The sequence below is a fragment of the Paenibacillus foliorum genome, from assembly GCF_013141765.1.
Classification (GTDB): domain Bacteria; phylum Bacillota; class Bacilli; order Paenibacillales; family NBRC-103111; genus Paenibacillus_S; species Paenibacillus_S foliorum.
The window spans coordinates 38,446-65,188 of record NZ_WHOD01000062.1 but is presented as its reverse complement, the minus strand read 5'-3'; the positions used below and the strand labels follow the sequence as shown (position 1 = coordinate 65,188).

Annotated in this window: 26 protein-coding genes; 18 read left to right on the top strand and 8 right to left on the bottom strand. The window is 43.3% G+C overall.

The features are described from left to right. Nucleotides 1-15: 15 nt before the first annotated feature. Nucleotides 16-489, top strand: a complete 474-nt coding sequence (locus GC093_RS16040) for an EVE domain-containing protein (RefSeq protein ID WP_171652901.1) — start codon at nt 16-18, stop codon at nt 487-489. 45 nt (nt 490-534) lie between these two features. On the opposite strand, the gene GC093_RS16035 is transcribed toward GC093_RS16040, so the two are convergent. Then, nucleotides 535-1,509, bottom strand: a complete 975-nt coding sequence (locus GC093_RS16035) for a DMT family transporter (RefSeq protein ID WP_171652900.1) — start codon at nt 1,507-1,509, stop codon at nt 535-537. A 156-nt stretch (nt 1,510-1,665) separates the two neighbouring features. Between GC093_RS16035 and GC093_RS16030 the strand changes: the two genes are divergently transcribed. The 9 genes from GC093_RS16030 to GC093_RS15990 all read left to right on the top strand — a co-directional run bounded on the left by GC093_RS16030 (nt 1,666) and on the right by GC093_RS15990 (nt 12,405). After that, the gene (locus GC093_RS16030; protein WP_171652899.1) at nt 1,666-2,520 is read left to right on the top strand and encodes a LysR family transcriptional regulator; all 855 of its coding nucleotides are present in this window, start codon (nt 1,666-1,668) and stop codon (nt 2,518-2,520) included. A 90-nt stretch (nt 2,521-2,610) separates the two neighbouring features. After that, nucleotides 2,611-2,952, top strand: coding sequence for a zinc ribbon domain-containing protein YjdM (locus GC093_RS16025; protein ID WP_171652898.1), 342 nt, complete (start codon nt 2,611-2,613; stop codon nt 2,950-2,952). 308 nt (nt 2,953-3,260) lie between these two features. Then, nucleotides 3,261-3,653, top strand: a complete 393-nt coding sequence (locus GC093_RS16020) for a helix-turn-helix domain-containing protein (RefSeq protein ID WP_171652897.1) — start codon at nt 3,261-3,263, stop codon at nt 3,651-3,653. Nucleotides 3,654-3,788: 135 nt separating this feature from the next. Then, a complete protein-coding gene (locus GC093_RS16015; protein WP_171652896.1) occupies nt 3,789-4,781 on the top strand; it encodes an ABC transporter ATP-binding protein in 993 nt (330 codons plus the stop codon). A 12-nt stretch (nt 4,782-4,793) separates the two neighbouring features. Continuing rightward, nucleotides 4,794-5,720 (top strand): ABC transporter ATP-binding protein, encoded by a 927-nt coding sequence (locus GC093_RS16010; protein ID WP_171652895.1) that lies wholly within the window; start codon nt 4,794-4,796, stop codon nt 5,718-5,720. Between the two features lie 39 nt (nt 5,721-5,759). Next, a complete protein-coding gene (gene opp4B / locus GC093_RS16005; RefSeq protein WP_171652894.1) occupies nt 5,760-6,728 on the top strand; it encodes an oligopeptide ABC transporter permease in 969 nt (322 codons plus the stop codon). Nucleotides 6,729-6,746: 18 nt separating this feature from the next. Beyond that, on the top strand, nt 6,747-7,592 hold the full coding sequence (locus GC093_RS16000; protein ID WP_171652893.1) for an ABC transporter permease: 846 nt from the start codon (nt 6,747-6,749) through the stop codon (nt 7,590-7,592). A 17-nt stretch (nt 7,593-7,609) separates the two neighbouring features. Next, complete coding sequence (opp4A, locus tag GC093_RS15995) at nt 7,610-9,379, top strand: oligopeptide ABC transporter substrate-binding protein (protein WP_171652892.1); 1,770 nt, start codon at nt 7,610-7,612, stop codon at nt 9,377-9,379. Nucleotides 9,380-9,729: 350 nt separating this feature from the next. Next, nucleotides 9,730-12,405 (top strand): YhgE/Pip domain-containing protein, encoded by a 2,676-nt coding sequence (locus GC093_RS15990; protein ID WP_171652891.1) that lies wholly within the window; start codon nt 9,730-9,732, stop codon nt 12,403-12,405. Between the two features lie 44 nt (nt 12,406-12,449). Here GC093_RS15990 and GC093_RS15985 read toward each other — a convergent pair whose 3' ends face one another. Together GC093_RS15985 and GC093_RS15980 are read right to left on the bottom strand one after the other, a co-directional pair. Further along, nucleotides 12,450-13,184: an SDR family oxidoreductase gene (locus GC093_RS15985; RefSeq protein ID WP_171652890.1), complete on the bottom strand. Its 735-nt coding sequence runs from the start codon at nt 13,182-13,184 to the stop codon at nt 12,450-12,452. Between the two features lie 90 nt (nt 13,185-13,274). Beyond that, a complete protein-coding gene (locus GC093_RS15980; protein ID WP_171652889.1) occupies nt 13,275-13,724 on the bottom strand; it encodes a Crp/Fnr family transcriptional regulator in 450 nt (149 codons plus the stop codon). A 196-nt stretch (nt 13,725-13,920) separates the two neighbouring features. Between GC093_RS15980 and GC093_RS15975 the strand changes: the two genes are divergently transcribed. From GC093_RS15975 to rlmN, 5 genes are all read left to right on the top strand, one after another. Continuing rightward, nucleotides 13,921-15,066, top strand: a complete 1,146-nt coding sequence (locus tag GC093_RS15975) for an SPFH domain-containing protein (RefSeq protein WP_171652888.1) — start codon at nt 13,921-13,923, stop codon at nt 15,064-15,066. A 2-nt stretch (nt 15,067-15,068) separates the two neighbouring features. Beyond that, entirely contained in the window at nt 15,069-15,803 is a 735-nt protein-coding gene (locus tag GC093_RS15970) for a hypothetical protein (protein WP_171652887.1), read from the top strand. Between the two features lie 288 nt (nt 15,804-16,091). Continuing rightward, nucleotides 16,092-16,322, top strand: coding sequence for a TM2 domain-containing protein (locus GC093_RS35495; protein ID WP_216624661.1), 231 nt, complete (start codon nt 16,092-16,094; stop codon nt 16,320-16,322). A 209-nt stretch (nt 16,323-16,531) separates the two neighbouring features. Beyond that, the gene (locus GC093_RS15960) at nt 16,532-17,368 is read left to right on the top strand and encodes a YitT family protein (protein WP_171652979.1); all 837 of its coding nucleotides are present in this window, start codon (nt 16,532-16,534) and stop codon (nt 17,366-17,368) included. Nucleotides 17,369-17,490: 122 nt separating this feature from the next. After that, nucleotides 17,491-18,570 carry a dual-specificity RNA methyltransferase RlmN gene (gene rlmN / locus GC093_RS15955; RefSeq protein ID WP_171652885.1) on the top strand — a complete coding sequence of 360 codons (1,080 nt, stop codon included), beginning with the start codon at nt 17,491-17,493 and terminating at the stop codon, nt 18,568-18,570. A gap of 82 nt (nt 18,571-18,652) precedes the next feature. On the opposite strand, the gene GC093_RS15950 is transcribed toward rlmN, so the two are convergent. Further along, complete coding sequence (locus GC093_RS15950) at nt 18,653-19,714, bottom strand: copper amine oxidase N-terminal domain-containing protein (protein WP_246314519.1); 1,062 nt, start codon at nt 19,712-19,714, stop codon at nt 18,653-18,655. Nucleotides 19,715-19,971: 257 nt separating this feature from the next. Between GC093_RS15950 and GC093_RS15945 the strand changes: the two genes are divergently transcribed. The 3 genes from GC093_RS15945 (at nt 19,972) to GC093_RS15935 (ending at nt 23,521) form a co-directional block, all read left to right on the top strand. Then, a complete protein-coding gene (locus GC093_RS15945; RefSeq protein ID WP_246314511.1) occupies nt 19,972-20,931 on the top strand; it encodes a phosphotransferase family protein in 960 nt (319 codons plus the stop codon). Between the two features lie 18 nt (nt 20,932-20,949). Beyond that, on the top strand, nt 20,950-21,951 hold the full coding sequence (locus GC093_RS15940; RefSeq protein WP_171652883.1) for an RCC1 domain-containing protein: 1,002 nt from the start codon (nt 20,950-20,952) through the stop codon (nt 21,949-21,951). A 118-nt stretch (nt 21,952-22,069) separates the two neighbouring features. Beyond that, the gene (locus GC093_RS15935; protein ID WP_171652882.1) at nt 22,070-23,521 is read left to right on the top strand and encodes a DEAD/DEAH box helicase; all 1,452 of its coding nucleotides are present in this window, start codon (nt 22,070-22,072) and stop codon (nt 23,519-23,521) included. Nucleotides 23,522-23,624: 103 nt separating this feature from the next. Here GC093_RS15935 and GC093_RS15930 read toward each other — a convergent pair whose 3' ends face one another. The 4 genes from GC093_RS15930 to GC093_RS15915 all read right to left on the bottom strand — a co-directional run bounded on the left by GC093_RS15930 (nt 23,625) and on the right by GC093_RS15915 (nt 26,711). Further along, a complete protein-coding gene (locus GC093_RS15930) occupies nt 23,625-24,086 on the bottom strand; it encodes a DUF2269 family protein (protein ID WP_171652881.1) in 462 nt (153 codons plus the stop codon). A 17-nt stretch (nt 24,087-24,103) separates the two neighbouring features. Continuing rightward, complete coding sequence (locus GC093_RS15925) at nt 24,104-24,715, bottom strand: TetR/AcrR family transcriptional regulator (RefSeq protein WP_171652880.1); 612 nt, start codon at nt 24,713-24,715, stop codon at nt 24,104-24,106. Nucleotides 24,716-24,887: 172 nt separating this feature from the next. After that, complete coding sequence (locus GC093_RS15920) at nt 24,888-25,748, bottom strand: AraC family transcriptional regulator (RefSeq protein ID WP_171652879.1); 861 nt, start codon at nt 25,746-25,748, stop codon at nt 24,888-24,890. 177 nt (nt 25,749-25,925) lie between these two features. Next, nucleotides 25,926-26,711, bottom strand: a complete 786-nt coding sequence (locus GC093_RS15915; protein WP_171652878.1) for a helix-turn-helix transcriptional regulator — start codon at nt 26,709-26,711, stop codon at nt 25,926-25,928. Nucleotides 26,712-26,743: the final 32 nt, after the last annotated feature.

Sequence of the window (26,743 nt, the reverse complement as noted above, 5' to 3'; positions counted from 1 at the left end):
GAAGGGATCGGAACCATGTCAGCGGATATAATAAATAAGCAAAACCGCTACTGGATTGGCGTCGTGTCCGCTTCACATGTGAAGCGGGGGGTGCTGGGCGGATTCGCCCAGCTCTGCCATGGCAAGTCAGCACCTTTGCGGCGGATGGAACCTGGCGATTGGCTGATATATTATTCTCCACGAACGGATTTGGCGAAGGGAGAGTCGCTCCAAGCATTCACCGCCATTGGGCAGGTTGCGGATGACAGAGTCTACGAATATCAGATGTCCGAATCCTTTGTGCCATTTCGTCGGGATATTCGCTATACTCCGTGTCGAGAAGTGAAGATTGCCGATCTATTGGACCAGCTAAGCTTTACACGTGGGAATCGAAATTGGGGGTATAGCTTTCGCTACGGGCATTTCGAAATTGGACGGGAAGATTTTCTAAAGATTGCTGACGCGATGTTAGCCAATGCAGATATTCAAACGAAAAAGCCCTCTCACTAAGAGGGCTTTTTGTAATGTAAGAGGGAGGTTGCCCTTACAAACGGTCTATTGTGGTTTAGGCTCAAGGGCAGCCGAATAAGGTTTTAAATGTTGATTTTGGAGGTTTACTTTTCTCTGGTAAGCATTGTTTCGTATTAGTGCAAAGATAATGAGCAGTGTCCCAAAAAATTCATAATTGCTGATGTGGTATCCTTGAAAAGCCATAATAATGAACGTGGTAATGGGAACGAAATTGATAAATAATATACCGTTAAGCGGTGATAATAATTTGATTCCTAAATTCCAGCTTAGCAAGGCTGCTAGCCCTGGCAATAAGATCATAAAGGACATTTCATATTTGATCGAGAGTATAGTATGCCAGGTGGGAACGGGAAGTAATTGAAAAGCGGAAGCAAGAGCAACGATTACAAAAGATACTGCGCTTCCCAGCAAGCAGGTTAGAGTAGAATAGCGGAGTATCGACCATTCTCTAAACCGACTCCCCCCCATCGAATAGATTACCCACCCAACAACCCCTATGAAAATCAGCAGCAATGGAAAAAGATGTTGTCCGGCCATCGTGAAAAAAGCCACTTTGCCATTGGTGATAACGAGTAAAGCACCAGCAAGCGCGATAGCTACACTCGTGAGTATGTATTTCTTTGGGGCTGTTTTTTTAGTGATCCATAAAATCATGATAGATATCATAGGCATAAGTACTTCCATAATCGAGGCAGCAATTGTACCTGATTCCCCCATAAGATGCTGTCCTAGGAAGACGGACATATTATACACCGTAAATGCCATCGTTCCATAAAACAATAAAGCTTTGCCCTTTCCCTCCAAGCGAAATGAAGATCTCCCCTCTTTAATCCAAAGCAGCACGCTGAGGATGATACCAACGATTAAATACCGGATAAACGAAAAATAGAAGGGATCAATCTGCTGTAAGGCAAGGTGTGCAACGGGGAACATAGCTCCCCAAGACATACTTGCAATGAGGCACAGTAAGGACCCTATGACGATTTGTTTGGTTAGCATGTATAGTCTCTCCCTAGCAAGAATCTGCCGATTTATTGTGCAAGACTAATCATAGGGGGTTGAAATGCTTTAGTAAAATGATTGTAAATAAAGTTTATCATCATTTATAATGATAATAGAAAAATAAAAGTCTCGGAGTGTAGAGGAGGGGCTGTATTGGAGTTTAATGATTTGAAAATTTTTCAAACCGTTGCCGCACACGGAAGTGTCAGCAAAGCAGCATTGGAGCTGAACTACGTTCAATCGAATGTTACAGCAAGAATTAAGCTGCTTGAGAAAGAGCTTCAGACGCCCTTATTTTATCGGCACAAGCGAGGGATGATCTTGAACACGGAGGGAAAACGGTTGTTGGAGCATTCTAGAGAGATCTCTTCGAAGATGGAGGAAATGATTCGCACCTTTCAAGACAAATCGAACCCCTCCGGTGTCCTCGAAATTGGTATCGTAGAGACCGTGGTTGCTCTTCCAGATATTTTATCTTCATACTATAGCAAGTATCCTAATGTCGAATTATCATTAAAAGCCGGAGTAACGGATCTTTTGCTGCAAAAGGTCATTGATATGAAGCTGGATGGAGCGTTTGTTACAGGTCCTATTAAGCATCCATTAATTGAGCAAATTGAGGTTATTCAAGAAAAGCTAGTACTGGTTACCAAGGGAAGCACCTTTTCTATGGAAGACATAACAACAAGGCCTCTGCTGCTATACAACAAAGGCTGCGGTTATCGCGAGAGACTGGAGAGCTGGATAAAGGCGGAAGGAATTATCCCTAAACAGATCATGGAGTTTGGGACGTTTGGGACGATTATTGGCAGTGTAGCTGCGGGAATAGGAATAACGATTATCCCGGAATCATCGGTTACTGATCTGGTTGCCAATGGTATTGTATGTTCTCATAGTGTCCCTGAGCCCTATCGTGAAATCACGACTATCTTCATACGGCGTAAAGATTCGTATTTAACGAGCACACTACGATGTTTTGTCGATGAAATTGTTGCTCGAACGAGCTAGCACGTTACTATTCACTGGAATCATTGCGGAATATCCCATATACTTGTAAAGGTATTTTCACTCTCTATAAAGAATGGAGGACACGAGTTAATGTCTAATTTTCCAAATTGCCCAAAATGTAATTCAGAATATACTTATGAAGATGGAAGTCATTTCGTCTGCCCAGAATGTGCTCATGAGTGGAGTTTAGAATCAGAAAATGAAAATAATGAAGATAAAAGGATTATAAAAGATGCAAATGGAAATGTTTTAAACGATGGTGATTCTGTAACTGTAATCAAAGACCTTAAAGTAAAAGGAAGCTCCTTAGTTATAAAAATAGGCACAAAAGTCAAAAATATACGTTTGATTGATGGAGACCATGATATCGATTGTAAAATTGATAGTTTTGGAGCTATGAAATTAAAATCAGAATTTGTTAAAAAGATATAATTGAGGTTTTAATACAACCTAATAAGTCAGTATTGGAAGCCCTTTGACATGAAGGGCTTTTTCTATCGTGCGGTAAGGTTGTAGAAGTATTGAACGAGGCTGAAGCAGGTAGGGGATGGAAAAGTGACTTAGGTCATATAAAACAGAAAAAAGTGGTAAAAAAGACTGATTTATTGCTCTACAAGTGAACTTCTTCATCTAGGATAGATTATTTGATATAGGTATAATGAGGTTAGTCTGATTGATATTACTAGTTGAAGTCTTAGCATCTACAGAAAGAAATAATAGTTTGAGGGAGACATGTACAAATGGTTCTGAATATTATGGAACGCATTAAGCTGCATTCTTCTAGCATAAGTTATCGCATGAAGAACGGAGATAATCAGGACATTATCGACCACGACTATAAAAGCTTGAACGACCTTCCGATTCAGAAAATTGGTGCTACAATGCAAGATTTTTCAAATTATTATCAGTTGACTCAGCGAGAATCGGAAATTCTCATGCTGATTGTTGTATACGGCTTTGCTAATCGGGAAATTGCCGAAAGGTGTGTGATTAGTGAAAAAACGGTTAAAAATCACCTTGCAAACGTAATGAACAAGATTGGCATTAAATCGATACGGAAATTGATTCCTCTGTTATTCAGTCATGTACTGTACGCTCATGAAAAAAACGAAATGAAGATAGGGACCAAATGATTTTTCCCTCAATGAGCATCTCACTCGAGCAGTGGGATTTTTTTGTGTCAAAAGGAATAGAATAAGTTTCATAGAATTATTTAGATAAAGAGGGTATTAGGATAACCTTGCTGCTAGGGTGGAGGCGAAGCTGGATTGACACAACCGATTTTACAAATTGAAAATTTACGAGCCTCTTTTCGCATTCAAGATGAATACTTTACCGCGGTTAACGGTGTCACATTGTCCGTCCATCCCAATGAGGTGCTTGCTATCGTAGGAGAGTCAGGATGTGGGAAAAGTACATTAGCTCTTTCCATTACAGGATTGCATGAACCCGAGAGAACGAAATTGGAAGGATCCATTCTATTCGAAGGAACCAACCTGCTATCATTAGATATAAATGAACTTAACCAGATTCGCGGAAGGAAAATCGGCATGATATTCCAAGACCCTTTATCCGCGCTGAATCCGTTAATGACGGCAGGGAGACAGATTGAAGAAAGCCTAGACTATCATACTAAGCTTTCTTCTTTAAATAAACGGCAGCGAACTTTGGATTTACTGGAGCGAGTCGGAATTTCGAATCCCAAACAAATCTGCGACCGTTATCCTCATGAGCTCTCCGGCGGTTTGAGGCAGCGAGTCATGATTGCTATGGCCCTTGCCTGCGATCCGCTTCTCCTTATTGCCGATGAACCTACCACAGCGTTAGACGTTACCATTCAAGCACAGATTATGACTTTATTAAGAGAGCTCCAACAGCAAATGAATACAGGGATTATGCTCATTACCCATAACCTGGGTGTTGTGGCCGAAATGGCCGACCGTGTGGCTGTAATGTATGCGGGCGAGATTGTTGAATTAGCCGACGTCCATACACTATTTGCCCATCCCATGCATCCCTACACACGTTCCCTCCTGCATTCCGTTCCTTCCCTGCAAACACTCCATGAGAAGCTTCATGTCATCCAAGGAATTGTTCCATCACTGCAAAAATTACCCGCGGCAGGCTGCCGATTTCAATCACGTATAGACTGGATCCCTGAGTCTGAGCACGAAAAAAATCCGATTTTACGGGAAGTAGAACCTGGGCATTGGGTACGCTGCACCTGTTACCAGAACTTCTATTTTCCGCAACATCCATAGGAGACATGAAGGATGGCATTTCTTAAAGTGAACCATTTAAAAGTTCATTATCCTGTTCGCGGCGGTTTTTTTCGGCGGGTCGTTGATCACGTGAAGGCTGTTGATGATATTAGCTTTGAACTGCAGCGTGGTGAAACCTACGGATTAGTAGGGGAGTCCGGATGCGGCAAAACAACTACGGGTCGAACTATCATTGGGCTGATCCAGGCGACCTCCGGGGATATTTTCCTTGAAGGAAACAAGATTACCAATATTACACGGCGTGAGTTTCTCCATTATCGAAGAGATATCCAAATGGTCTTTCAAGACCCTTATTCCTCACTAAATCCAAGAAAACGAGTGTTGGATATTATTGCTGAGCCGCTGCGTAATTTTGAAAGACTATCTCCGCAGGAGGAACGAAGGAAGGTTCAGCAATTTGTTGAAAGAGTAGGACTGCATCCGGAATCGGTGTTTAAATACCCTCATGAGTTTTCAGGGGGACAGCGGCAGCGGATAGGGATTGCACGGGCGCTTACGCTAAGCCCGAAATTAATCATTGCGGATGAGCCCGTATCCTCACTTGATGTGTCTGTGCAAGCTCAGGTGCTGAATTTTATGAAGGAGATTCAACAAGAATTTCAGCTTACCTATCTATTGATTAGTCATGATTTAGGCATTATTCGTCACATGTGTGATCGCGTAGGTATCATGTATAGCGGTCGACTGGTGGAAGAAGGAACTAAGCAAGATATATTTGAAAATCCACAGCATATTTATGCAAAAAGACTGATTTCGGCAATCCCGAATCCTAATCCGCAGCAACGGCAGGAGCAATTGAAGCTTAGACAGCACATTGAGCAGGATTACAAGCAGCTAAGCCATCAGTACTTTGACGATGAAGGAAGAGTTTACCCGTTGAAAAAGATTACGGAGACGCATTCTGCTGCCATCTTGTAGAGGTTGTTCACGTACTTGTAGAAACGGGGGAGATGGAAGATGTGGAAATTTATTTTGCGGCGAATAGTTGTTATGATCCCCCAATTGTTTATTTTGAGCGTGCTCATCTTTGTGCTGGCAAAAGCGATGCCCGGTGACGCATTGACGGGGCAATTGGAAAACAATCCAAAAATGGATATGCAAACCTTAATGGAGATCAAAGAAAAGCTGGGATTAAACGACCCCTTGTATGTGCAGTACACAAGGTGGATCAACCATTTGCTGCATGGGGATCTGGGCCTCTCTTATATTCATCAGCAGCCTGTTATCGACATCCTGGCAGAAAGAATAGGGAACACAGTAATGTTAGCTGTTTGTATCCTAGTGTTAACCTACCTGATTGCCATACCCTTGGGCGTTATTTCGGGGAGATGGAATCATTCATGGGCGGACAAACTTATCGTTGGCTACAGCTATACTAGCTTTGCCACACCCTTATTTATTTTTGCAGTAATGATGCTGTTTCTGTTTGGATTTACCTTAGGTTGGTTCCCTACGGGTGGAAGTGTCGATATTCAGCTGGAACAAGGGACGGCGGCTTATTATATCAATAAAATGCATCATTTGATTTTACCGTCCTTGTCAGGGGCACTTATTGGTACTGTAGGTCTGATTCAATATTTACGCAGTGAAATTATCGAGACGAAAATGAAAGATTTTGTGAAAACAGCAAGAGCCAAAGGCGTACCGGAATCACGGATTTATTCGCGCCATATTTTGCGCAGCTCCTTCATACCTATTGCTGCTTTTCTCGGTTACGAAATTACCGGCTTAATAGGTGGATCGATCTTTCTAGAGTCAATTTTCAGCTTTCCGGGGATCGGACAACTGTTCCTTCAATCCATTATGCAGCGTGATTATAGCGTCGTTACTGTACTCGTCATGATATCCGGAGTTGCCACCTTAGTCGGTACGCTATTGTCCGATATTATTCTAAGCATTGTAGATCCGCGCATACGAATCGAGTAGAGGAGAGGGGCGAGAACCGTGAATATCCTTTGGCGGGAAGTCATAAAAGATAAACTAGCATTCTGTTCGCTGCTTCTTCTTGCGCTCATTCTTTGCTCGGTCTATGCTTCGTCACTTTTATTGGATCAAGAAAGAATGCTCAAGGTCGATCTGCTATCGATTTATGAGCCGCCATCTGCGGAGTATTGGTTAGGTACCGATTATGGTGGAAGAGATATCTTTGGTCAGCTGATGATTGGTGCAAGGAACTCATTTACAATAGCTTTAACCATTACCGTCCTAACCGGAATCGTAGGTCTGGCCGTTGGTTCGATCGCTGGATATTTTGGCGGGATTATCGATAATCTCATTATGCGGGTGATTGATTTTATTCTGATTTTGCCCTTTTTAATGCTGGTCATTGTAATTATCGCACTTGTTCCGAAAAATGATGTAGCGATGTTTATTCTGATTATGAGTGCCTTTTTATGGACGGGTAAAGCAAGGCTCATTCGCGCCAAAATGCTAGCGGAACGGGGTATGGATTATGTCAGTGCTTCGAAGACGCTTGGAACTCCAGACTGGAAGATTATTGTCAGGGAAATTCTCCCGAATTTGAGCTCGATTATTATTGTGAACTTAACTTTAAATTTGGCAGGAAATATTGGGATTGAGTCGGGGTTAAGCTACTTGGGCTTTGGTCTGCCGGAAAGCACGCCAAGCCTTGGTACATTAGTAAGCTATGCGATGAATCCGGAGGTTTTGCAAAATAAATGGTGGATTTGGCTGCCCGCATCCTTACTTATTTTTGTGATGATGTTGTGTATCAATTTTATCGGCCAAGTCTTGAAACGTGCGGCTGATGCAAGACAACGATTAGGATAATAAGGGGGAAGCAGCGAATGGGCAAGTATGGGAAGCTTTTTAGTGTGCTGGTCGGTCTTTTGCTTGTGCTATCGGCGTGTGAGAGCAGCGTGACAAGTAGTTCCAACAAGAAACCAGAAGTCAAAAAAGAAAGCATCGAAAGCTTTCCGTTGGCTGTCAAAAACGACGGTAAGTCCGTTGAAGGAGTGCTGAATTACGCCTTAGTATCCAGTACTCCGTTTGAAGGGACACTTAACACAGCTTTTTACACAGGGACGCCGGATGCGGAGATTATGCAATTTTTTGATGAATCGCTCTTCCGCACGAATGGTGATTACGAAATTACGAATGATGGAGCCGCCACTTTCGAGCTTTCCAATGATAAAAAAACGATGACCATCAAAATCAAAGATAATATTAAATGGCATGACGGGGAGCCTGTAAAAGCCGAGGATTTGGAATATGCCTACCTGGTGATTGGTAACAAGGACTATACAGGTGTTCGCTACGGAAGTTCTCTCTTTCAAGACATAGTGGGGATGGAAGAGTACCATAGCGGGAAGGCGCAAAATATTACAGGAATTAAAGTTATCGACGCCAAGACATTAACCATTACATGGAAAGACGCTAATCCATCCTTATTAACAGGAGTGTGGGCAGCCCCGTTTCCCAAGCATTATTTGAAGGACATTCCAATCAATCAAATGGCACAGTCCAATAAAATTCGTAAAAACCCCATTGGCTTTGGTCCGTTTAAATTGAACAAGATCGTTCCTGGGGAATCGGTCGAATTCGTTCGCAACGAGGATTATTGGGAAGGAAAGCCGAGCTTAAAGGGTGTTATTGTCAAAGTGGTCAGCCCACAGGTTGTGCTGCAATCCCTGAAAAAAGGTGAAGTTGATCTGGCTGAATTTCCGACGGATCAATATGTAACGGCAAAAGGCACAAAGAACCTTCAATTTATCGGCAAAATTGACTCAGCCTACACGTACATCGGGTTCAAGCTCGGTCATTGGGACGCGCAAAAAGAAGAAAGTGTAATGGATAATCCAAAATTCCAAAACAAAAAGCTTCGGCAAGCTATGGCTTATGCAATGGATAATCAGTCAGTCGGAGATAAGCTCTACCATGGCCTGCGCCTTCCCGCCACAACTGTAATCCCGCCATCCTTCATGGGATATCACGACAAGAGTGCGAAGGGATACACGCATGATCCTGAAAAAGCGAAAAAGCTGTTAGAAGAAGCAGGATACAAGGATAAAGACGGGGACGGACTACGTGAAGATCCGGATGGAAAGAAATTTACGATCAACTTCCTTATGATGAGCGGAAGTGATATCGCTGAACCACTGGCCAAATTTTATATGCAGAGCTGGAAAGAGGTTGGTCTGGATGTACAGCTTGTCGATGGCCGGTTAGCAGAATTCAACTCGTTCTACGATAGGGTGCAAAAGGATGATCCTAAAGTGGACATATTTGCGGCAGCGTGGTCAACGGGTTCAGATGTCGATCCATACGGATTATATGGACGTAACGTTATGTTCAACTACACGCATTGGGTCAATGCCAAAAACGATGAGTTATTAGAAAAGGGCCATTCCGAACAAGCCTTTAATAAGGAATACCGCAAGGATATTTATAACCAGTGGCAAGCATTAATGAGTGAAGAGCTACCTGTGATTCCGACCTTATACCGCGCTGAGATTTATGCAGTGAACAATCGTGTGAAGAATTTAACGGTTGATCCAAGCTCTAAATTAACCTGGAAAGACGTCAGTATCACTTCGGAGAAGCCGGAAGTGGAGTAAGAATAGGCTTATTGATTAATGAATGACGAGGAATTATGAATAAAAACATTTTAGCTGGAAATTAGAGGGGCAGCTTAACCGCTGCTCTATTTTTCATGAATTTCAAAAGGGGCTGTTCCCAAAGCCATTATATATGGCAGGGACAGCTTCTTTTTTTGCGTAGGGCTAGCCGTACCTCTTCTTAGGGGGAAGTTTTTTTACTAATGAAATGTTATAGTAATAAAATTACCTAATTAAGGAACGATAATACAATGGACGCAGTTGACCTTCCTTGTCGTTCCTTTCATGGCAACTATCATGTGTGGTTGTTCTTCTATTCATTTCATTATTAAACTGTAGGTGGGATATACATGCGTTCAATATGGCGGTTTTACAAAACAGATTGGTTAAATATTTTTAAGGTGCCTACGGGAATTTTTCTGATTGTGGCGATCATTCTTCTGCCATGTTTATACGATTGGGTTAATATCAGCTCGGTCTGGGACCCTTATGCCAATACCTCTGGAGTTAAAGTAGCGGTTACAAGCGAGGATCAAGGAGTTAAAGTTGTCGATAAAGACATCAATATCGGGAGTGATCTGCTTAAAAGCTTGGAGAGCAACAAGAAGCTTGGTTGGACTTTCGTCAGCAAGGAAGAGGCAGAGAAAGGGGTGGACAGAGGGATCTACTATGCCAGTATCTTGATTCCGTCCGACTTCTCTTCCAAAATAACTGGGATTATCACCGGAAACCTGGACAAGCCGGAGGTGATCTATACGGTGAACGAGAAAGTGAATGCGGTTGCTCCCAAGGTCACCTCATCCGGTGTCTCTGCGATCACTAAGCAGATCAATGAGAGCTTTACACAAGCGGTTAGCGAAGCCTTGCTTACGAAGCTTGCGGAGATCGGCATTCAAATCGAGGAACAACTGCCGACTATTCGCAAAGTTGAGAACGGCATCTTTGAACTCGAAAGCAGGCTGCCTGAGATTGAAGCCGCAGCACAGAAGGTATTGGAGCTAGAGGAGAAGCTGCCTGCAATCCATGAGAAAGCTCAAATCATACCGGAAGTGGAGAAGAGAATTCCCGAGATTAATCAGGCCGCTCAGTATGTGCTGAAAATTCAAAGCAATTGGCCCAAAATCAGCGAGGCTTTATCGGAGATCGTCGAGATTCAGAAGAAGCTTCCAGAAATTCAGCAAGCAGCAGATCGAATCCAGGAGCTGGATCAGCATTTTGACAAAGTAGCGGATACGATTACTGCTGCCGTGGACAAGGCAAATAAGGCGATCCAGATCGTTACGGCTGCGCAAGATGCCTTGCCCCGAATTGCTGAGCTTGCTGATAAAGGCACCGCATTCGCTAATCAATTAAATGAATTTCTGGTTGCGAACAAGGATGCCTTCGAGACGATAGCCCCGTTGATAAAGGAAAATTTGACGTTAGTGCAGCATGTGAATGATTCCATCGCACTGCTCACAGACCGATTATTGAGCATAGATCCCAAGGTCTTGCCTACGGCAGCAGAGGTAACGGCTGTTAAAGACAGACTTACCAAGCTCATAAGTGTGGTTGAAAATACCAAGTCATTGCTTGGACGCATTAACAGCTACATTCCGGGCCAACCCTTGAATGCAGAAATTGAACGCCTACAGACGATAGAAAATAATTTGAACCGGCAGGTTGCGATATTAAGCACGATTGCAACCTCTCTGGCAAATGGAAATACACCTGCGAAGGATTTGATTGAACGATTAAATGAGCTGTCCAAAAACACGAGTGCCGGATTAGGCAGCATTCTCTCCAGATACGATAGCGAGATTGTTCCTTCAATTGCTCAAGGTATCGAGAAGCTGCGGACAATCGCGGGTGCATCTTCCGATAAACTACAGGCGGCTAAAGATAAGCTCCCGAATATAGAAGCAATCCTTAAGGATGCGAAGACAGGCTTGGAATTCGGGCAAGCGGAGCTGATTCAGATTCAGGAACAGATGCCGCAGGTTCGTGCGAAGGTCCATGAGCTGGCGCAATCGCTTCAGAGTAAAGTGGATGCTTTCTCCAAAGCGATTGATATCGCTGCGCCTTTCGTTCAGAACAATCTCTCCACAATTGGGGGGAAGCTGAACGACGCGGCTTCATTCATTGAGAATGACTTGCCTCAGGCGGAGAAGGAGCTCTCCAAGCTAGCTGATTTCGTACGTGATAAGCTTCCGGAGGTCGAGGACGGCGTCCATAAAATCGCGGGACTCGTTCGTAACGACTTGCCTCAGCTTGAGCAGGCTGTTCGCCAAGCAGCGAACAAGCTCAGGGAGGTTGAAGGGAACAACCACTTCGCAGACCTGGCTAAGCTCTTACGCGGAGACATTCAGAAAGAGAGCGAGTTTATGGCCAGTCCTGTGCAGATCATAGAGAACCGGAAATATCCGATTCCGAATTATGGCTCAGCGATGTCTCCATTTTATTGCGTATTATCCTTATGGGTAGGCGCAACGTTGTTGATTTCATTATTGAAGGCAGAGGCCGACAATCCGGAGGGGAGCTTCAAGCCGTATCAATTATACTTAGGTCGATTGGCGACGTTCTTGACGATCGGGCTGCTTCAGGCGCTGTGTATTACGCTTGGGGATTTCTTTATACTGAATGCCTTCGTGGCTGACAAAATAGAGTTTGTTTTATTCGCCATGCTGGTTAGCGCGGTGTTCGTTACGATTACTTACACGCTTCTGTCTGTTTTCGGCAATGTGGGCAAAGGAATCGCGATCATCTTTATGGTGTTCCAATTTTCCAGCTCGGGCGGTACATTTCCCATTAGCATGACTTCACGTTTCTTTCAGATGTTGAATCCGTTTATGCCATTCACCTATGCGATCAGCTTGTTGAGAGAAGGGGTTGGAGGCATTGTTTGGGAAACAGCGATTAGGGATATTTTGTACCTGTTCGGATTCATCGGCCTCAGCTTGTTCGTCGCTCTTGCTCTGAAACGTCCGCTTAGCGGGATTATTAAGAAATCAACGGCGAATGCAAAGAAAACGAAGATTATTGCCTGATTGCAACGAGCGAGTCGGAAAATTTTGTGGGTAGAGGATAGAGGTTAGCTATTTTTCAAAATTTTTTCTGCAAGAGCCGGGTACAAACGATTAATAAATGTAAGCCATTTGATTTTGCCAATGGGGACTTCCAATCGATCCTTCTGAAAATAAGTCAGGAACTGTGCAGCAAGCTCATCGGGAGAGATTTTATTCCTCCCTCTACCTTTCGTCATATCGGTGTCCACTACAGGCGGAATGATCTCAAATACCTTGATATTCGTATTCTCTAGCTGATAGCGAAGAGCTTTGGTGAAGATGTGCAGGCCAGCTTTGGACGAACAGTACACGGGGGCAGACTTCTTCGGTACAAGGCCTAAGCCGGAAGAAACGTTAACGATTGCGGCGTGCTTCTGACGGGCAAGTAGCGGAAGCAGCTTGGAGATGAGTTGAATGGGCGATATTAAATTGACGGCAATTTCCTCTGCAATTCGATCAGAATGATTCGATGTATCCATAAACGAGTAATTATGCTGGATTCCAGCGTTATTGATGAGAATATTAAGTTCAGGATGGTTATCATATAGCTGTTTGACTAGCAGGTTCAGTTGCTCCTCTACCCCTATATTACAAGCATAGGTAGTGATGTTCGGGTATTGTAATTTCAACCGGTTCAGTTTATTTTCATTCCGTCCTACAATAATGACTTGATTATCGTTGTGAATGAATCGTTCTGCCAAGGCTAACCCAATCCCCGATGCACCGCCTGTTATTAGTATGGTGTGACCTGTAACTTCCAATTCAATCTCCCCTTTCCTATACTCAATGTAGAGCAGGAAGGGGGAGTTCTGCATTAACCTAGGTTAATTTTCTGCGAATTCGGCTTAAAGCTACCGGAGTAATCCCAAGATAGGAGGCAATATGGTATTGAGGAATAGCTGCTCGATAAGGATGCGGCCCAGCCGCTCCCAACATACATGCCGGGAATAAAGCGATTGAAAATCTCGATAACCGATGACGATCAGCTCACTGTCCATCAACGATTGAATGGAGAAAAACGAAGGGGCATTTTGCAGCAAGGAGCTGTAAGAAACAACGAAATCATGCTGGGTGCAAAAGCTTTTATTAAACTCATTCCCCTCCGGAGTGGTGTAATATAAACGAAATAACCCGCTTACACATATACCAATAGAGTCTGTAAACTCCCCCGTCCTAACAAAATGGCTGCCCTTTGAAACGGTTCTATAGGCCGCTAACCTCTTAAAGACTATCCATTCCTCCCGAGGAATAGGAGAGATTGTTTGTAGCTTCGTATAAAGCAATTCCCATCTATCTTCCATATCGCATTGATTCCTTTACTGATAGATTTTACAAGTACATTCGATTCAACTCTGTCCATTCCCTTTTACCCTATTGAAAGATAAGGTTGAGTCTGCATAATTTGGCATATTTTAAATAATATTTGATTAAAAGAGAGAAGGTATAATACAATTAGGAGACAAAGTTTGGAATTGATAGAGTGGGAGAGGGATAGGTTTGGCTATTATTGATGTTATAAAATTTAATGGGATAGCCAGCCGAAATTGGTTGGTTTACCGTTATCCAGGCGAGAGTTTTGTCTTTGGTACACAACTTATTGTTGGTGAGGGTCAGATAGCTGTTTTTGTTAAAGGGGGGAAGGCTCTCGACTATTTCTCGGCAGGAACCCACACCCTCAATTCAAAAAATATTCCTATTTTACAAGGGCTAATCAATATTCCTTTCGGTGGAAGGACTCCTTTTACCGCAGAAGTATTTTTTATAAACAAAACAGTAAAGCTGGATGTTTTATGGGGAACCAGTGACCCGATCAGCTTAATTGATCCTAAATATGCGGTGAGATTAAGAGTGCGCGCTTTTGGGCAATTTGGAATGAAGATTTCTGATTTTCGCGTATTTTTGACAGAACTCATAGGTGCTGTGGGCGATGATCAGATTGTTAAATATGATACCGTAATCAACTATTTCAAAGGTGTTACTGTCACAAAGGTTAAAACTATTATTGCAGATATCATTATTAATCAAAAAATTTCTGTCCTTGAAATAGCTCCTCGACTGGAGGAAATCTCAGAGACTTCCCAGCGAAGTCTATCTGATGAGTTTGAACGCTTTGGCATAGAAGTTGTTAATTTCTATTTGTCATCTATTAATTTTCCCGATGAAGATTTCGAAACTATTAACAAATTACTAGGCGAAAAAGCAGCCTTCGATATTATAGGGGATAATCGTTACACAGTTAAACGTAAATTTGATGTGATGGAAACCGTGGCTGGCAATGAGAGTGCAGGAGGTCTAGCGGCGACTGGATTGGGTTTAGGCTTTGGTGCTGGAGCGGGTGCAGCTATGGGAAATACATTTGCCAATATGCCAGGCAGTGACATGAATACTCATCCCAAAGGGCTAGCTTGCAAAAAGTGTGGGGAAATGAATGACGCAGGATCTAAATTTTGTTGTAACTGCGGTGAAAAGCTTATCATTGCTCAAATTGCCTGCTACTCCTGCAGTACTTTAATTGATGAGAATGTGAAGTTTTGCTCGAACTGCGGCAGCTCCATGATGAAAAAGATATGTCCCGGATGTCACAAAGAGAATAAACCAGGAACCAAGTTCTGTGCGGACTGCGGCACTAAACTGGAGGAGTGAATATGAGATACTTCAATTTTTCCAATTTCGGACTTTATAGGTTGCTGGCAGCTCTGGTTTTTGACATTGCAATTGTCTTGGGTTTCTTTTCAATCTTTTCCGCTTTGTTTATTTTGGCGCCTTTAAAGCTTGTCATAATGTCCATAGTTTTGTTTGTAGGACTTTTGTTTTTCAGTGGTGCTGTAGTTTTTCCCAAGCTATTATTCGGAAGAGGCAGTATTGCTTATCCCATATCGATTGTTGTTGTGTCCATAATCTATTTAGCTGTATCTAATCTCATCTCGGTTATTTTTATTATGGGAAATATGGTTTGGTATATTTGCTGGGAACTGGTTGTTTTTGCGATTCTGATTGGTGTATTGTCAACTCTTACTTATTTTTCGAATCGGGAAGCAGTGGACACAACCGAATTGGAGCAGTCTGAAAAGACTAACATCAATATGCAGCTAATGATTATTGAAGCTTCGCTAAATGCGAAAAAGAATAATGAAGGGATATTACCCATCATTCATTCCTTCAAAATGTTAAAAGAGCGGATAAACGCTTCAACCCCTTTTGGAAGAATTACGGGAAACAGTGCAGTTTATGAACTGGAAAACACAATACGGGATAATTTGGAGTTTATACAATTACATATTCGATCCAACTCAATCGACAAAAATATCGTTGACATTCAGAATCTGATTGATGAAACACGAAGTCTTATTGTCAATAGAGAAGCATTAAATGTGAGATAAATATTTAAAGTAAGGGAGAAAAGTCTTATGAGCACAAATAACTGCACGGCCTGCGGGGCACCCGTTGCACCGAATGCGACGGAATGTAAATATTGCGGGGAAGCTTTAGCTGTCAGACAGCCACAACCTCAAGCCCAGTTTAATTCCTTCACACAAACCACCACCCATACCACTTCTAATGTGAATTCTGCGGAATCCATTACCAAGGTAAATGAAATGGTGAGTGAAATGAATGAAATGATGAATGGCGTGAATAATGCCAACAACATGAATAATATGAACAACAACATGAACAACAACGTGTATGTTCCCAGAAAAAGCAAGACTACTGCAGGTATACTCGCAATTTTACTTGGTGGATTAGGAGTTCATAAGTTTTATCTAGGAAAAGTAGGCTGGGGCATTGTTTACTTACTTTTTTGTTGGACTTATATCCCGGCTCTTATTGGCTTTATTGAAGGAATTATATATCTCGCTTCGAGTGATGAATCATTCAACATGAAGTATGGTAGAAGCTAAGTTATTTTGACGGATCAAAAGGGATTGTCGCCCATACTATTAGCTAGCTTGTTCAAGGGGTTGTCTCAAGTCTTATAGACTTACGGACTGCCCCTTTGGGCTTTCTTGGGGTGTCCATATGGATGCCCTGTTTTTTCGTTCAAGAGGTGATATACTAAATCGTATTACTAATGAGAGGCCGAACTTTGAGCTGAGAAAGGTACATGGATATGAAAAAAAAGGCAGCGGATATTTGTATTATAATTGTTGGAGCGATGCTCTTTGCTTTGGCTATAAATCTTTTTGTGATTCCTAATGAATTTGGTGAGGGCGGGGTTATTGGAACAAGCATTATTCTCTACTACCTTTTTCAATGGTCCCCCGGATTAGTAAGTTTGATATTAAATTCCTGCTTATTACTAGTAGGCTTTAAATTTTTGGATAAGACGACCACTCTCTACACGATTGTTGCGGTTGCCTTCAATTCTCTTTTCTTATATTTAACGGAGGGTTGGCGTATTTCTTCCGATGAATTAATCGTAAACGCACTGTTCGGGGGAGTGCTTACTGGTATAGGCTTAGGTTTAATAATTAGAGTTGGCGGTACAACTGCGGGTACGACCATTCTAGCCAGAATCGCGAACAAGTATCTCGACTGGAATGTCAGCTATGCCCTGTTGTTATTTGATTTGGTAGTTGTCTTTTCTTCGTATTTTATCATTGGGGCTCAGAGTGTAATGCTTACTATTGTGATGTTATATGTGGCCACCAAAGTTATGGATTTCATCATAGAAGGGCTTAACCCGAAAAAGGCCGTTACTATAATATCGAATGAACAGAGTAAGATTGCCGAACAAGTAAATGTGCTGATGGACAGAGGCGTTACCGTTATTTATGGTCATGGCTACTACACCAAAACGGCTAAAGAGATTCTGTATATTGTTATTAGCAAACAGGAATTGAGCCAGCTCAAGAAGATTGTTAGGGCAACCGATAAAAATGCGTTTATAACGATTCATGATGTGCGTGATGTGTTTGGAGAAGGGTTTATTGATATTACGAAGTGATGAAGACGACAAGTCCCCTTGCTTTAATAGAAGAATTTTGGGACAATCATAAACAGAATGTTAGCTTCGGCTGGTTACAGAGAACAGGTCTGAATTTATAGTTTTTGAAAAGAGGGTTACGAATGAATAAGGATTCCATTTATGGACTGACGCTGGATCAATTGACAGCATGGCTTATGGAATATGGACATAAAAAGTTTCGAGCCTTACAAGTCTGGGATTGGCTTTATAGGAAACGGGTAACGGATTTCTCAGAGATGATTGATGTTAATAAAGAGTGTATTCAATTATTGGCCGATCATTTTGCCATTCAAACCTTAAATGAACACTTGAAGCAGGAATCAGCAGATGGAACGATTAAGTTCTTGTTTAATTTGAAGGATGGTAATCTAATTGAAACCGTATTGATGAGACATAAATATGGGTTGTCGGTTTGTGTAACTACCCAAGTAGGCTGTAACATTGGATGCAGCTTTTGTGCGAGCGGGTTATTAACCAAGAGCCGCGATCTATCTAGCGGTGAGATTGTGGAACAAATTATGAAGGTCCAACTTCATCTTGATCAAGCGAATCAAAATGAAAAGGTAAGCCACGTTGTAGTGATGGGGATTGGCGAGCCCTTTGATAATTTTAAAAATACGGTGGATTTTTTGAGGGTTATTATAGATCACAAAGGACTAGCTATTGGCGCAAGGCATATCACGGTATCGACCAGTGGCCTTCCTGATAAAATTATGGAGTTTGCCGATATTCAAATGCCCGTTAACTTGGCGGTTTCCTTACATGCGCCCAATAACGAGCTTCGAACACAGATTATGAAAATAAACCGTGCTTATTCAATTGAGAAGCTAATGCAGGCTATCGATTACTATTTGGAGAAGACGAATCGGAGGATTACGCTCAGCTATATTCTGCTTAAGGATTTGAATGACCGCAGGGAGCATGCTCTGGAGCTCGCTAACTTAATTCAAGATAAACGGCAGCTGATAAATGTTAATTTAATTCCGTATAATCCAGTGGATGAGCTCGATCAATATCAAAGAAGTGAGCATGAAACGGTGCGAGCGTTTTATGATACGCTGAAGAAGCAAGGCATTAGCTGTAGTGTTCGGCTTGAACATGGGACAGATATAGATGCTGCTTGCGGTCAGTTAAGAAGCAAACAAATCAAAGAAAATAAGCAAGAGCAGGGGAGCGTTTAGTCCCTGCTTTTTTTTATTTTCATCATACATCAAACAGACCTTCCATCGCATGATGGAAGGTCTGTTCGCAATACTATATTTACTACATTTGTGGAGCAGCCTCAGCTTGTTCTTCTTTTAAATCCACAACAACCTTCCAAGCTTTACCCATAGGAGGCAAGCTTCTAGTCATTGCTGGCCCATAGAAGCCTACTACTTGGGCACCCTTTACGAGTTGAGCTTTTTCAACGGATTCCCCATTTTTATTAATTATTGAAGTTTCGTCTGTTAATTGAAGAACGATTTCGCTTTGTGACGAATCACTTAGTTTCGTTCCTTTAATTAAGATACTAGTTTTCCCATCTTCACTGCTGCGAACCTCTTCAATTTGACCCGCAGTTCCTAACAGATCTGCTTGTCTCGCTGGATCCAGAACCGTAATTTTGGATGTAGGTGTTTGAGGCGGTAGGCTTAGTGTAGCAGCAAGTGAGTGCTCAGCTACTACAGTCAAGCCAACATGAAGATCAGAGAGGCTTAGCTTGGTACCGTCAAGCATTTGGTACAGGGTTTCGTCTCCTACATTAAGCACTAGCCCTTCCGTCCCAATACCTTGAATTTGAACGGATGAGTATTTTCCCTCAGTTCTAATAGCCGTAATGACTCCAGTCGCTTGAACCTTTTTTTGTTGCTCGGTGAGTGTGACAGAGGTGATGGAAACTGAATTTCCTTGTACGGTCACGGATTCATTCAATACTTTGCTTACAAAGGATGCAGGCACATACATTTTGTTATCCGACAGATCAGGTGCTGTACCAAGAGTTGTAATCATTTTATTGATACCATAGCGATCTTCGCCTGTTTTAACAGTTGTAAAAAGGGGGCCTTTGTTCAAATCAACGGATAGGGTCTCTTGATTCCAGGTTAGAGTATAGCCTAGTTTTTCTGCAACAGCCCGGAGAGGCAGCATAGGTTCAGCTGCATTAGGTGATTGATAGCCGTTTTCTGTAAGTGATTCGCCGTTTAGATTAATAGTAATGGTTGACATAGCAGCTTGGATGGTCACTGGTGTTAAGGCCTTTATGGGTTGTACATTATCAGTTGAGGCATAAGCCGCTCCAGTTGTCATCATCGTAGATAGTGTTAGAACAGCTAAGCTTTTTTTCATTAGAGGTTTCATTAGTGTAGTTCCCTTCTGTGTGTAATGTATTTGAGTTGTCAGTATCTTTAACGAGGCAGGTTTCAATTATGTTGCACTTGAGCCAATTGTTCACAGAAGGTAACCTGTCGATTCTGTTGTTTGGATTACAGGGAAGAGAGGGTTTTATTAGTTTATCCCATCATTTCCGCTAAGGGGATAGGCCTGATTATGATAGAATAAGAGTAGAAAATAGTAAATAGAAAATCGATAAAGGATGGATATATATGATGATCCCCCAATCTGAACATACACCCCCTGATCGTGTTCTGAAATGGGTTGTTAACTCTGTAGACCCGCTAGCTGCTGTCCAATCAACTCGTCGGCTGCAAGGAGGAATATCGTCCATCATTCACAGCGTGTCTCTGCGAACCCATGGAGAAGTCAGAGAATTTGTGGTAAGGCAATTCGATAATGAGGAATGGCTGAAAGATGAACCTGACTTGGCCCTTCATGAGGCGGAGAGTCTTCGTTGGGCATATGGGAATGGCTTATGCGCCCCGCAGATCATTGCATTTAATGAATCGGGAAGGGAGTGTGGCGTTCCGACAGTACTCATGACACGACTTGAGGGCTCCGTAGTTCTGAATCCAGCCAATTATGACCTGTGGTTGAATGGACTTGCAGAATCACTTGTGAAGATTCACGCAGTGGAAGCGGATAGCTTCCCGTGGGCCTATTTCACCTACAACGATATAGACACTTTGGAAATCCCATCGTGGTCGAGCTCCCCGGAACTATGGAGCAGAGTCCTTGACATCGTTAGAGGGCCGAAGCCGAAATTCAAGCCGTGCTTTATTCATCGGGACTATCACCCCACCAATGTATTGTGGACGGGGAACTACGTTAGCGGTGTAGTCGATTGGGTGAATGCTTGCCGCGGCCCGGCCGGTATTGATATAGGCCATTGCCGGTTGAATCTGGCCATGCTGTTAGGTGTGCAGTCGGCAGACCAGTTTTTATCCGCTTACCTGAGTCACGCGGGAACAGAGTTTAGCTATTCTCCCTATTGGGATATCTTATCGCTAGTCGATATCCTCTTCGGGCCGCCCACGGTGTATCAAGGCTGGACGGCGCTTGGCGTTACAGGATTAACGGATACACTGATGGTGGAACGTATAGATAGGTATATGGCAAGTCTTGTGGAGCGTGTTTCAAGCCATAGTGACGATATGAATCATAAATGATGAGAAGGGTTGAAACATGTGCAAATCATTGGAATAGTATTCATTTCAGTAATGCTGTCACTATCCGGATGTTCGAATCAAACCGCACCTAAGGGGGCGACCGAACAGCCTGTACAATCTTCGAATCCTAGCCCCTCTGCTCCTCCTGTCGAGTTAACAGAAGCTAATGATACTCTTCCGCTTAAGCCCCTAGGCACAGCGGGTGAGGTAGCATCGTATTATAATCGTCATCTGGCCATTAAGGATGGAGCCGTTTACGGTTGGACGGACAATGACCAGCCTCAGATCATGATGGATGATGCCATTCAAATCGGAGTTGGCGATACGACGAGCTATGCTCTGTTAAGAGACGGACAATTGATTGCATGGACCGAAGATCCCAAAGCTGTTGTTTATTTGGCTAAAGACATTGCGAGCTTTTCTGCCGGTCGTACCGGAGTTTTTGCCATAAAAAACGATGGAGCTTTATGGAGGTACGACTCTCCAGACCAAACAGGGGTGGAAATAGCCAAGGACGTTGTGTTTTCAAGCATTGGCGACGGAACCGATTACTACATCACCAAGCAAAGAGAAGTGTTCGCCAGAGGGCTCGCTCATCGAGGGCAATATGGAGACGGCCGATTGGAAAGCACGAAGGATTTTATCAAGGTAGCGAGCGATGCCACTCAAGTCAAAGGACATACTGGGCATGTCATTTTACTCCAAACAAATGGGGATGTGCTTGGGACTGGCGGAAACATCTATGGTCCTCTCAGTACGCATGGACTGGGGGATAAGGCAATAACATGGGGCGTAATATTTACGGGTGCCTCGCATATTGCTACAGGCTCTTCTCACTCTGTTGCCATAAAAGAAGAGGGTACCTTGTGGATATGGGGGGCAAACGAAGGCACAAAGCCCCATCAAGTGATGGATCAGGTAGTGGCTGCTGCTGCGGGAAAAGATGTGACGCTTGTTAAAACTAGAGATGGCGGCATATGGTTCTGGCAAACAGGCATGGAGCCGCGCAAGATTCTGTAACAATAATCGGCCTTCCTACTGTAAATGCTGGGGAATGCGAACTCCGAAGCATGAAGGTCTGTGAGGGATGCCGAAGTATGTTAGAATTAAAGGTATACACACTAAAAGGGGTTCTAATATGAGCAGCAAGAGCTTTAAAGATTATAAGTTAAGTGAAGATATACTCAGGGCGTTGGAAAGCTTGGGCTACGAGCAGCCAACGGATGTTCAAAGTGAAGTCATACCCATTGCGCTGGAGAGGAAAGATCTCACAGTAAAGTCACAGACGGGAAGCGGCAAAACGGCGGCCTTCGGGATTCCAATTTGTGAGATGGTCGATTGGGAAGAGAATAAGCCGCAAGCCTTAATATTAACACCAACGCGTGAGCTGGCGGATCAAGTGAAGGATGATATCAAAAATATCGGAAGATTCAAACGAATCAAAGCAACCGCTGTTTATGGAAAGCAGCCTTTTGCTAAGCAAAAAGAAGAGTTGAATCAAAAATGCCATGTTGTTGTCGGTACACCGGGACGTGTATGGGATCATATTCAAAGAGGAACGCTCGACCTGGAGCGAGTGGAATACCTTGTGATTGATGAAGCCGATGAAATGCTTAATATGGGATTTATCGAACAAGTGGGGGCGATTATCGAGGAGCTGCCTGAAGACAGAATGACGCTGCTGTTCTCCGCTACTTTACCGAAGGATGTAGAGAAGCTCTGTCATCAATATATGAACAACCCATTGGATATCGAAATCCACACAGCGGAGAAAACGACGGCACAGATTGAGCATTCCCTATTTGTAGTGAAAGAAGCTTCTAAATTCAGTCTACTTAAGGACATAACTGTTGTCGAGAATCCCGATAGCTGTATTATTTTCTGCCGCACCCAAGAACAGGTGGAGAAGGTATGCAAGCAGTTAATGGAACAGGACTATCCATGTGACAAAATCCACGGCGGTATGGAGCAGGACGATCGTTTTAGTGTCATGAATGAGTTTAGAAGAGGGAAATTCCGCTATTTGATAGCAACGGATGTAGCTGCCAGAGGCATCGATATTAGTAATATCACCCATGTAATTAACTACGACCTTCCTGTTGAAAAAGAAAGCTATGTGCATCGAATCGGGAGAACCGGACGTGCTGGCAAGACAGGAAAAGCGATCAGCTTCGTTACACCTAACGAGGATAGATTTTTAGCCAATATTGAGAGCTATCTGGGGTTCGAAATTACTAGAAGAGAAGCTCCCTCCAAGGAAGAAGTTGCAGGTGCTAAGACCGCCTTTGAAGTGAGAATAAGCGCTCAGCCCGTTATCAAGAAGGATAAAAGTGAGCAATTAAATAAAGGAATCTTGAAGCTGTATTTTAATGGCGGCAAGAAAAAGAAGCTCAGGGCTGTAGATTTCGTGGGTACCATCGCCAAAATCGAAGGCATAACTGCGGATGATATTGGCATTATTACGATACAGGACAATGTTACCTATGTGGATATATTGAACGGCAAAGGTCCTCTTGTCTTGCAGGTTATGAAGAATACGACCATTAAGGGCAAGCTGCTAAAGGTTTATGAGGCTAACGCACAAGGCTAGGGAATGCCAGGGTACCTTTAGCGAGGTACCCTTTTCACGTTTAAGAACAGCTGCTAAGGATGTGACAAGCACCACAAATGGAGCCCTACCAATCCCTCTCTAGTTACATGGGTTTAGAAATCATGAGGTACAAGACCACAACCGGAATTAACGTTCCAATCGTTCCGAAGATCGCCCAGTATAGACTAGCCTTTCGATATGCCTTTGAGAGAGTGCCGGCTTCCAGAGATTGAGCGCTATGACGAATCATGCTTCGCTGCAAAGGCAGCAGCAGGGCCAACCAGATTAGGCCGGTCAAGGAAAATAAGGTTAAAGAGAGCGTGAGCCAATTGAAGCCTGACATCGAGTATCCGGCTTTAAGCGCCATTAGACTACCGGTAACTATAATTAATATCAATCCAGGGATTGTGAAAATATAGTCGGCCAGCATCACGTTTTTCGTAGCACTGTGAATGGCAGCCAAGTCCCCTTTTATATCAGCCTTTACTTTCCAAAAAGCAGCTGTGAAAATATTGCCAACTAGAAGGATGGCCCCCAACACATGCAAGAATAACAGGAACTTCATTTTAATCCCTACTTTCTTTAGAATTTAGAGTTAGAGTTAGGCTGTAAAATGTTGATTATTAATTCGGAGAAGTCGGAAATGCCAAACGAGATAGCTTGGGGGGCGGTAGCTGCACGCATGCGAAACCCATAAGAGAGCAGAACAAATAATTCGGCTGTTTTATCGGCATTTACTGCTGCAGGTATCACGTTATGCTGCTGTCCTGCCAGTATCCATTGCTTCGAAGCACTAACCGCCTGCTCGTAGAATCGTTGAATCACCTCGCTGACAGCCGGTTGATCGCTTTTACTGAGCAAGTACATCAGGATTTGATTGGTGACGTCGCTTGGATCACTCAGTATGGATAGGCTGTTTGTAATCTCTTGCATCGGCGCTTTGAATTGAGGGGTGTCTTCTTGATGCACAGCATCGAAAAACCGAGCACTGATCGCCTCAAGCCTCGCCTCTAGAACTAGCGCCAGCAGCTCATCCTTTCCCTGAACATAATGGAATATCGCCCCTTTCGATAGCCCTGAACGTTCCATAATGTCACTCAAGGTTGTTTTACTGCATCCTTTCTCACTAATTAACGCTTGGGTTGTATCCAGCAAAAGCTTGGTTGTCTGCTCTCGTTTCAGTTCTCGTTTCATAAGGGGTAGCCTCTTTCGTACTGCTTTTATTTGGATGTTTTCAGTATTTGTATTTTTAATTATATAAACCGACCATCGGTTTGTAAATGAGCAGGTGGCTATTCTTGAAAATTATTTTTTAACACACGTAAACTATAAAAAAGACCGACTTCAGCAGCCGGCCCTTGATCTTTTACTTTTTGACAATGGGTACCCATACTTCACACTGGTAATCCTCTGCAGTTGTATCTCCTGCCGGATATACCTCCAGCTCCGGTCCCCCTGCGTGTTCATAACCTGTTGCTGGGAACCATTCTTGAAAAACTTTCCCCCATACCTTCTGAATAGCCCCAGGCAGCGCTCCAACAGATGTAAATACCGCCCAAGTGGCAGCAGGAATGTGCCTCGTTGTGAATTCGTCAGCCTCAATCCCGGCTTTTCCCTCTACTGCAATGATATAGCTAAATTGCTCTTTGTCATGCTCCATATCTAGGCAGATTCCCAGCAGATTTTCGTTAATCCCAATAGAGCTTAGCTTAACGCTGGTTCCATCTTCAAAGCACTCTTGCCAAAACTTTGGAATTCTCCGAAGATTTTCTCCGTCCTTGGTAGATACTTGAATAGACTTTCCGATAACTGTGAAAGAGGCTCTGTCTATGATTGTGTAATCCATTTCCTTATCTCCCTTCAGTGATAGATGGAAGGAGATGCGAGGGAAGGCTTTGAGCCTAACCCCCGGCTCGCGCGCAGCCGAAGGTGTAATCCCATGCGCCTTACGGAAGGCTTTGGAGAAGGATTCAGGTGAGTCATAGCCATATTTAAGCGCTACATCGAGAACTTTTGTTGAAGATATGGCCAATTCTTGAGCGGCCAGTGTTAATTTGCGTTTTCGGATATACTCGGCTACTGTGATCCCAGTTAACATATGAAACATCCGTTGAAAATGAAACGGGGAGGAATAAGCTGCTTTGGCAATTTCTTCGATACCTAGCTGTTCTTCCATATTCCGCTCGATCAGTTCAAGAGCATCCTTCATCCTCAAAAGCCATTCCAAGCTCGTCACCTCCTTTAATAAGATGATCTTATCACTTTCTTATCTGGAAAGCCTGTTAATCTGTGCTCTGATTTGACAGGCTTTTAACCTATATCAAGAATTATCGCATTTTACGGGCATGCTCCTTGCGTAGTAAACAGACGAAATAAGGAGCGCCTATGATAGCGGTCATGATGCCTACAGGTACCTCCCGCTCGAATAGCCAACCTCCTGTTTAAATATCCGGCTAAAATGAAAATAATCCACGAATCCGACTCTTTGAGCAATTTCTTTGGCAGGCAATTGAGTTTGCAGAAACATCTCCTTGGCTTTATCGATCCGAAGGCTGCGCAAATAACCGGTCATGGTTTTGCCGGCATGGCTTTTGAACAGAACTGTGTAGTGTCCGATACTCATTCCAGCCCGTTCGGCGAGCATAGGGAGAGTGAGTTTAAGCATATAATGTTCATTTATATAAGAGAGGGACTCTTCCATGGAGATGGCAGAGGATTTATCCTCTTGCCTCATGTTAGTTTCATATATATAAATGAACAGGATTCTTTCCATTAATAGACGTTTTCTGAATTGCTGGGCAGCTTCTTCCTCAGGCGAATGGGTATGGATTTCGTGGATAGTGCGGATGAGCTCGTCCAGCATGTATTTAATTTTCACTTCACTGAGCGTACGGAGAGGGCCATTCAGCGTCCAGCTGTTGTTCTCGGGGAGCATGCGGTAGGAGATGACGACATATTCGGCTTCTTTCGTTTTGGGTATCTGTATGTAGAAGGGGCCGTACTGTGGGTGACAGGCAAAGCCCTGAGTAATAACATGTGATGCTTGTTCTTTCGTCGAAATGGTAATATGCCCGCGAAGGACAACAATCAAGACATGGCTGCCAGCGGAGCAGTCGATGGTTTGAGACATACAGCTGGAATCAACCTGCTCCAAGACCGGAATCATCGTAATGAGTTGTTGAAAGTTCATAATCGCCTAGCCCTCTTATGGTTAGATTTCGT

What these genes read in the sequence shown, in the direction of transcription:
- opp4A (WP_171652892.1), top strand. Translation starts at nt 7,610, where the DNA reads ATGGGCAAGTATGGGAAGCTTTTTAGTGTGCTGGTCGGTCTTTTGCTT.
- GC093_RS15930 (WP_171652881.1), bottom strand. Translation starts at nt 24,086, where the DNA reads ATGAAGTTCCTGTTATTCTTGCATGTGTTGGGGGCCATCCTTCTAGTT.
- GC093_RS15950 (WP_246314519.1), bottom strand. Translation starts at nt 19,714, where the DNA reads ATGAAAAAAAGCTTAGCTGTTCTAACACTATCTACGATGATGACAACT.
- GC093_RS15990 (WP_171652891.1), top strand. Translation starts at nt 9,730, where the DNA reads ATGCGTTCAATATGGCGGTTTTACAAAACAGATTGGTTAAATATTTTT.
- rlmN (WP_171652885.1), top strand. Translation starts at nt 17,491, where the DNA reads ATGAATAAGGATTCCATTTATGGACTGACGCTGGATCAATTGACAGCA.
- GC093_RS16025 (WP_171652898.1), top strand. Translation starts at nt 2,611, where the DNA reads ATGTCTAATTTTCCAAATTGCCCAAAATGTAATTCAGAATATACTTAT.
- GC093_RS15970 (WP_171652887.1), top strand. Translation starts at nt 15,069, where the DNA reads ATGAGATACTTCAATTTTTCCAATTTCGGACTTTATAGGTTGCTGGCA.
- GC093_RS16040 (WP_171652901.1), top strand. Translation starts at nt 16, where the DNA reads ATGTCAGCGGATATAATAAATAAGCAAAACCGCTACTGGATTGGCGTC.
- GC093_RS15945 (WP_246314511.1), top strand. Translation starts at nt 19,972, where the DNA reads ATGATGATCCCCCAATCTGAACATACACCCCCTGATCGTGTTCTGAAA.
- GC093_RS15925 (WP_171652880.1), bottom strand. Translation starts at nt 24,715, where the DNA reads ATGAAACGAGAACTGAAACGAGAGCAGACAACCAAGCTTTTGCTGGAT.
- GC093_RS16010 (WP_171652895.1), top strand. Translation starts at nt 4,794, where the DNA reads ATGGCATTTCTTAAAGTGAACCATTTAAAAGTTCATTATCCTGTTCGC.
- GC093_RS35495 (WP_216624661.1), top strand. Translation starts at nt 16,092, where the DNA reads ATGAACAACAACGTGTATGTTCCCAGAAAAAGCAAGACTACTGCAGGT.
- GC093_RS16035 (WP_171652900.1), bottom strand. Translation starts at nt 1,509, where the DNA reads ATGCTAACCAAACAAATCGTCATAGGGTCCTTACTGTGCCTCATTGCA.
- opp4B (WP_171652894.1), top strand. Translation starts at nt 5,760, where the DNA reads ATGTGGAAATTTATTTTGCGGCGAATAGTTGTTATGATCCCCCAATTG.
- GC093_RS15935 (WP_171652882.1), top strand. Translation starts at nt 22,070, where the DNA reads ATGAGCAGCAAGAGCTTTAAAGATTATAAGTTAAGTGAAGATATACTC.
- GC093_RS15980 (WP_171652889.1), bottom strand. Translation starts at nt 13,724, where the DNA reads ATGGAAGATAGATGGGAATTGCTTTATACGAAGCTACAAACAATCTCT.
- GC093_RS15915 (WP_171652878.1), bottom strand. Translation starts at nt 26,711, where the DNA reads ATGAACTTTCAACAACTCATTACGATGATTCCGGTCTTGGAGCAGGTT.
- GC093_RS16020 (WP_171652897.1), top strand. Translation starts at nt 3,261, where the DNA reads ATGGTTCTGAATATTATGGAACGCATTAAGCTGCATTCTTCTAGCATA.
- GC093_RS15960 (WP_171652979.1), top strand. Translation starts at nt 16,532, where the DNA reads ATGAAAAAAAAGGCAGCGGATATTTGTATTATAATTGTTGGAGCGATG.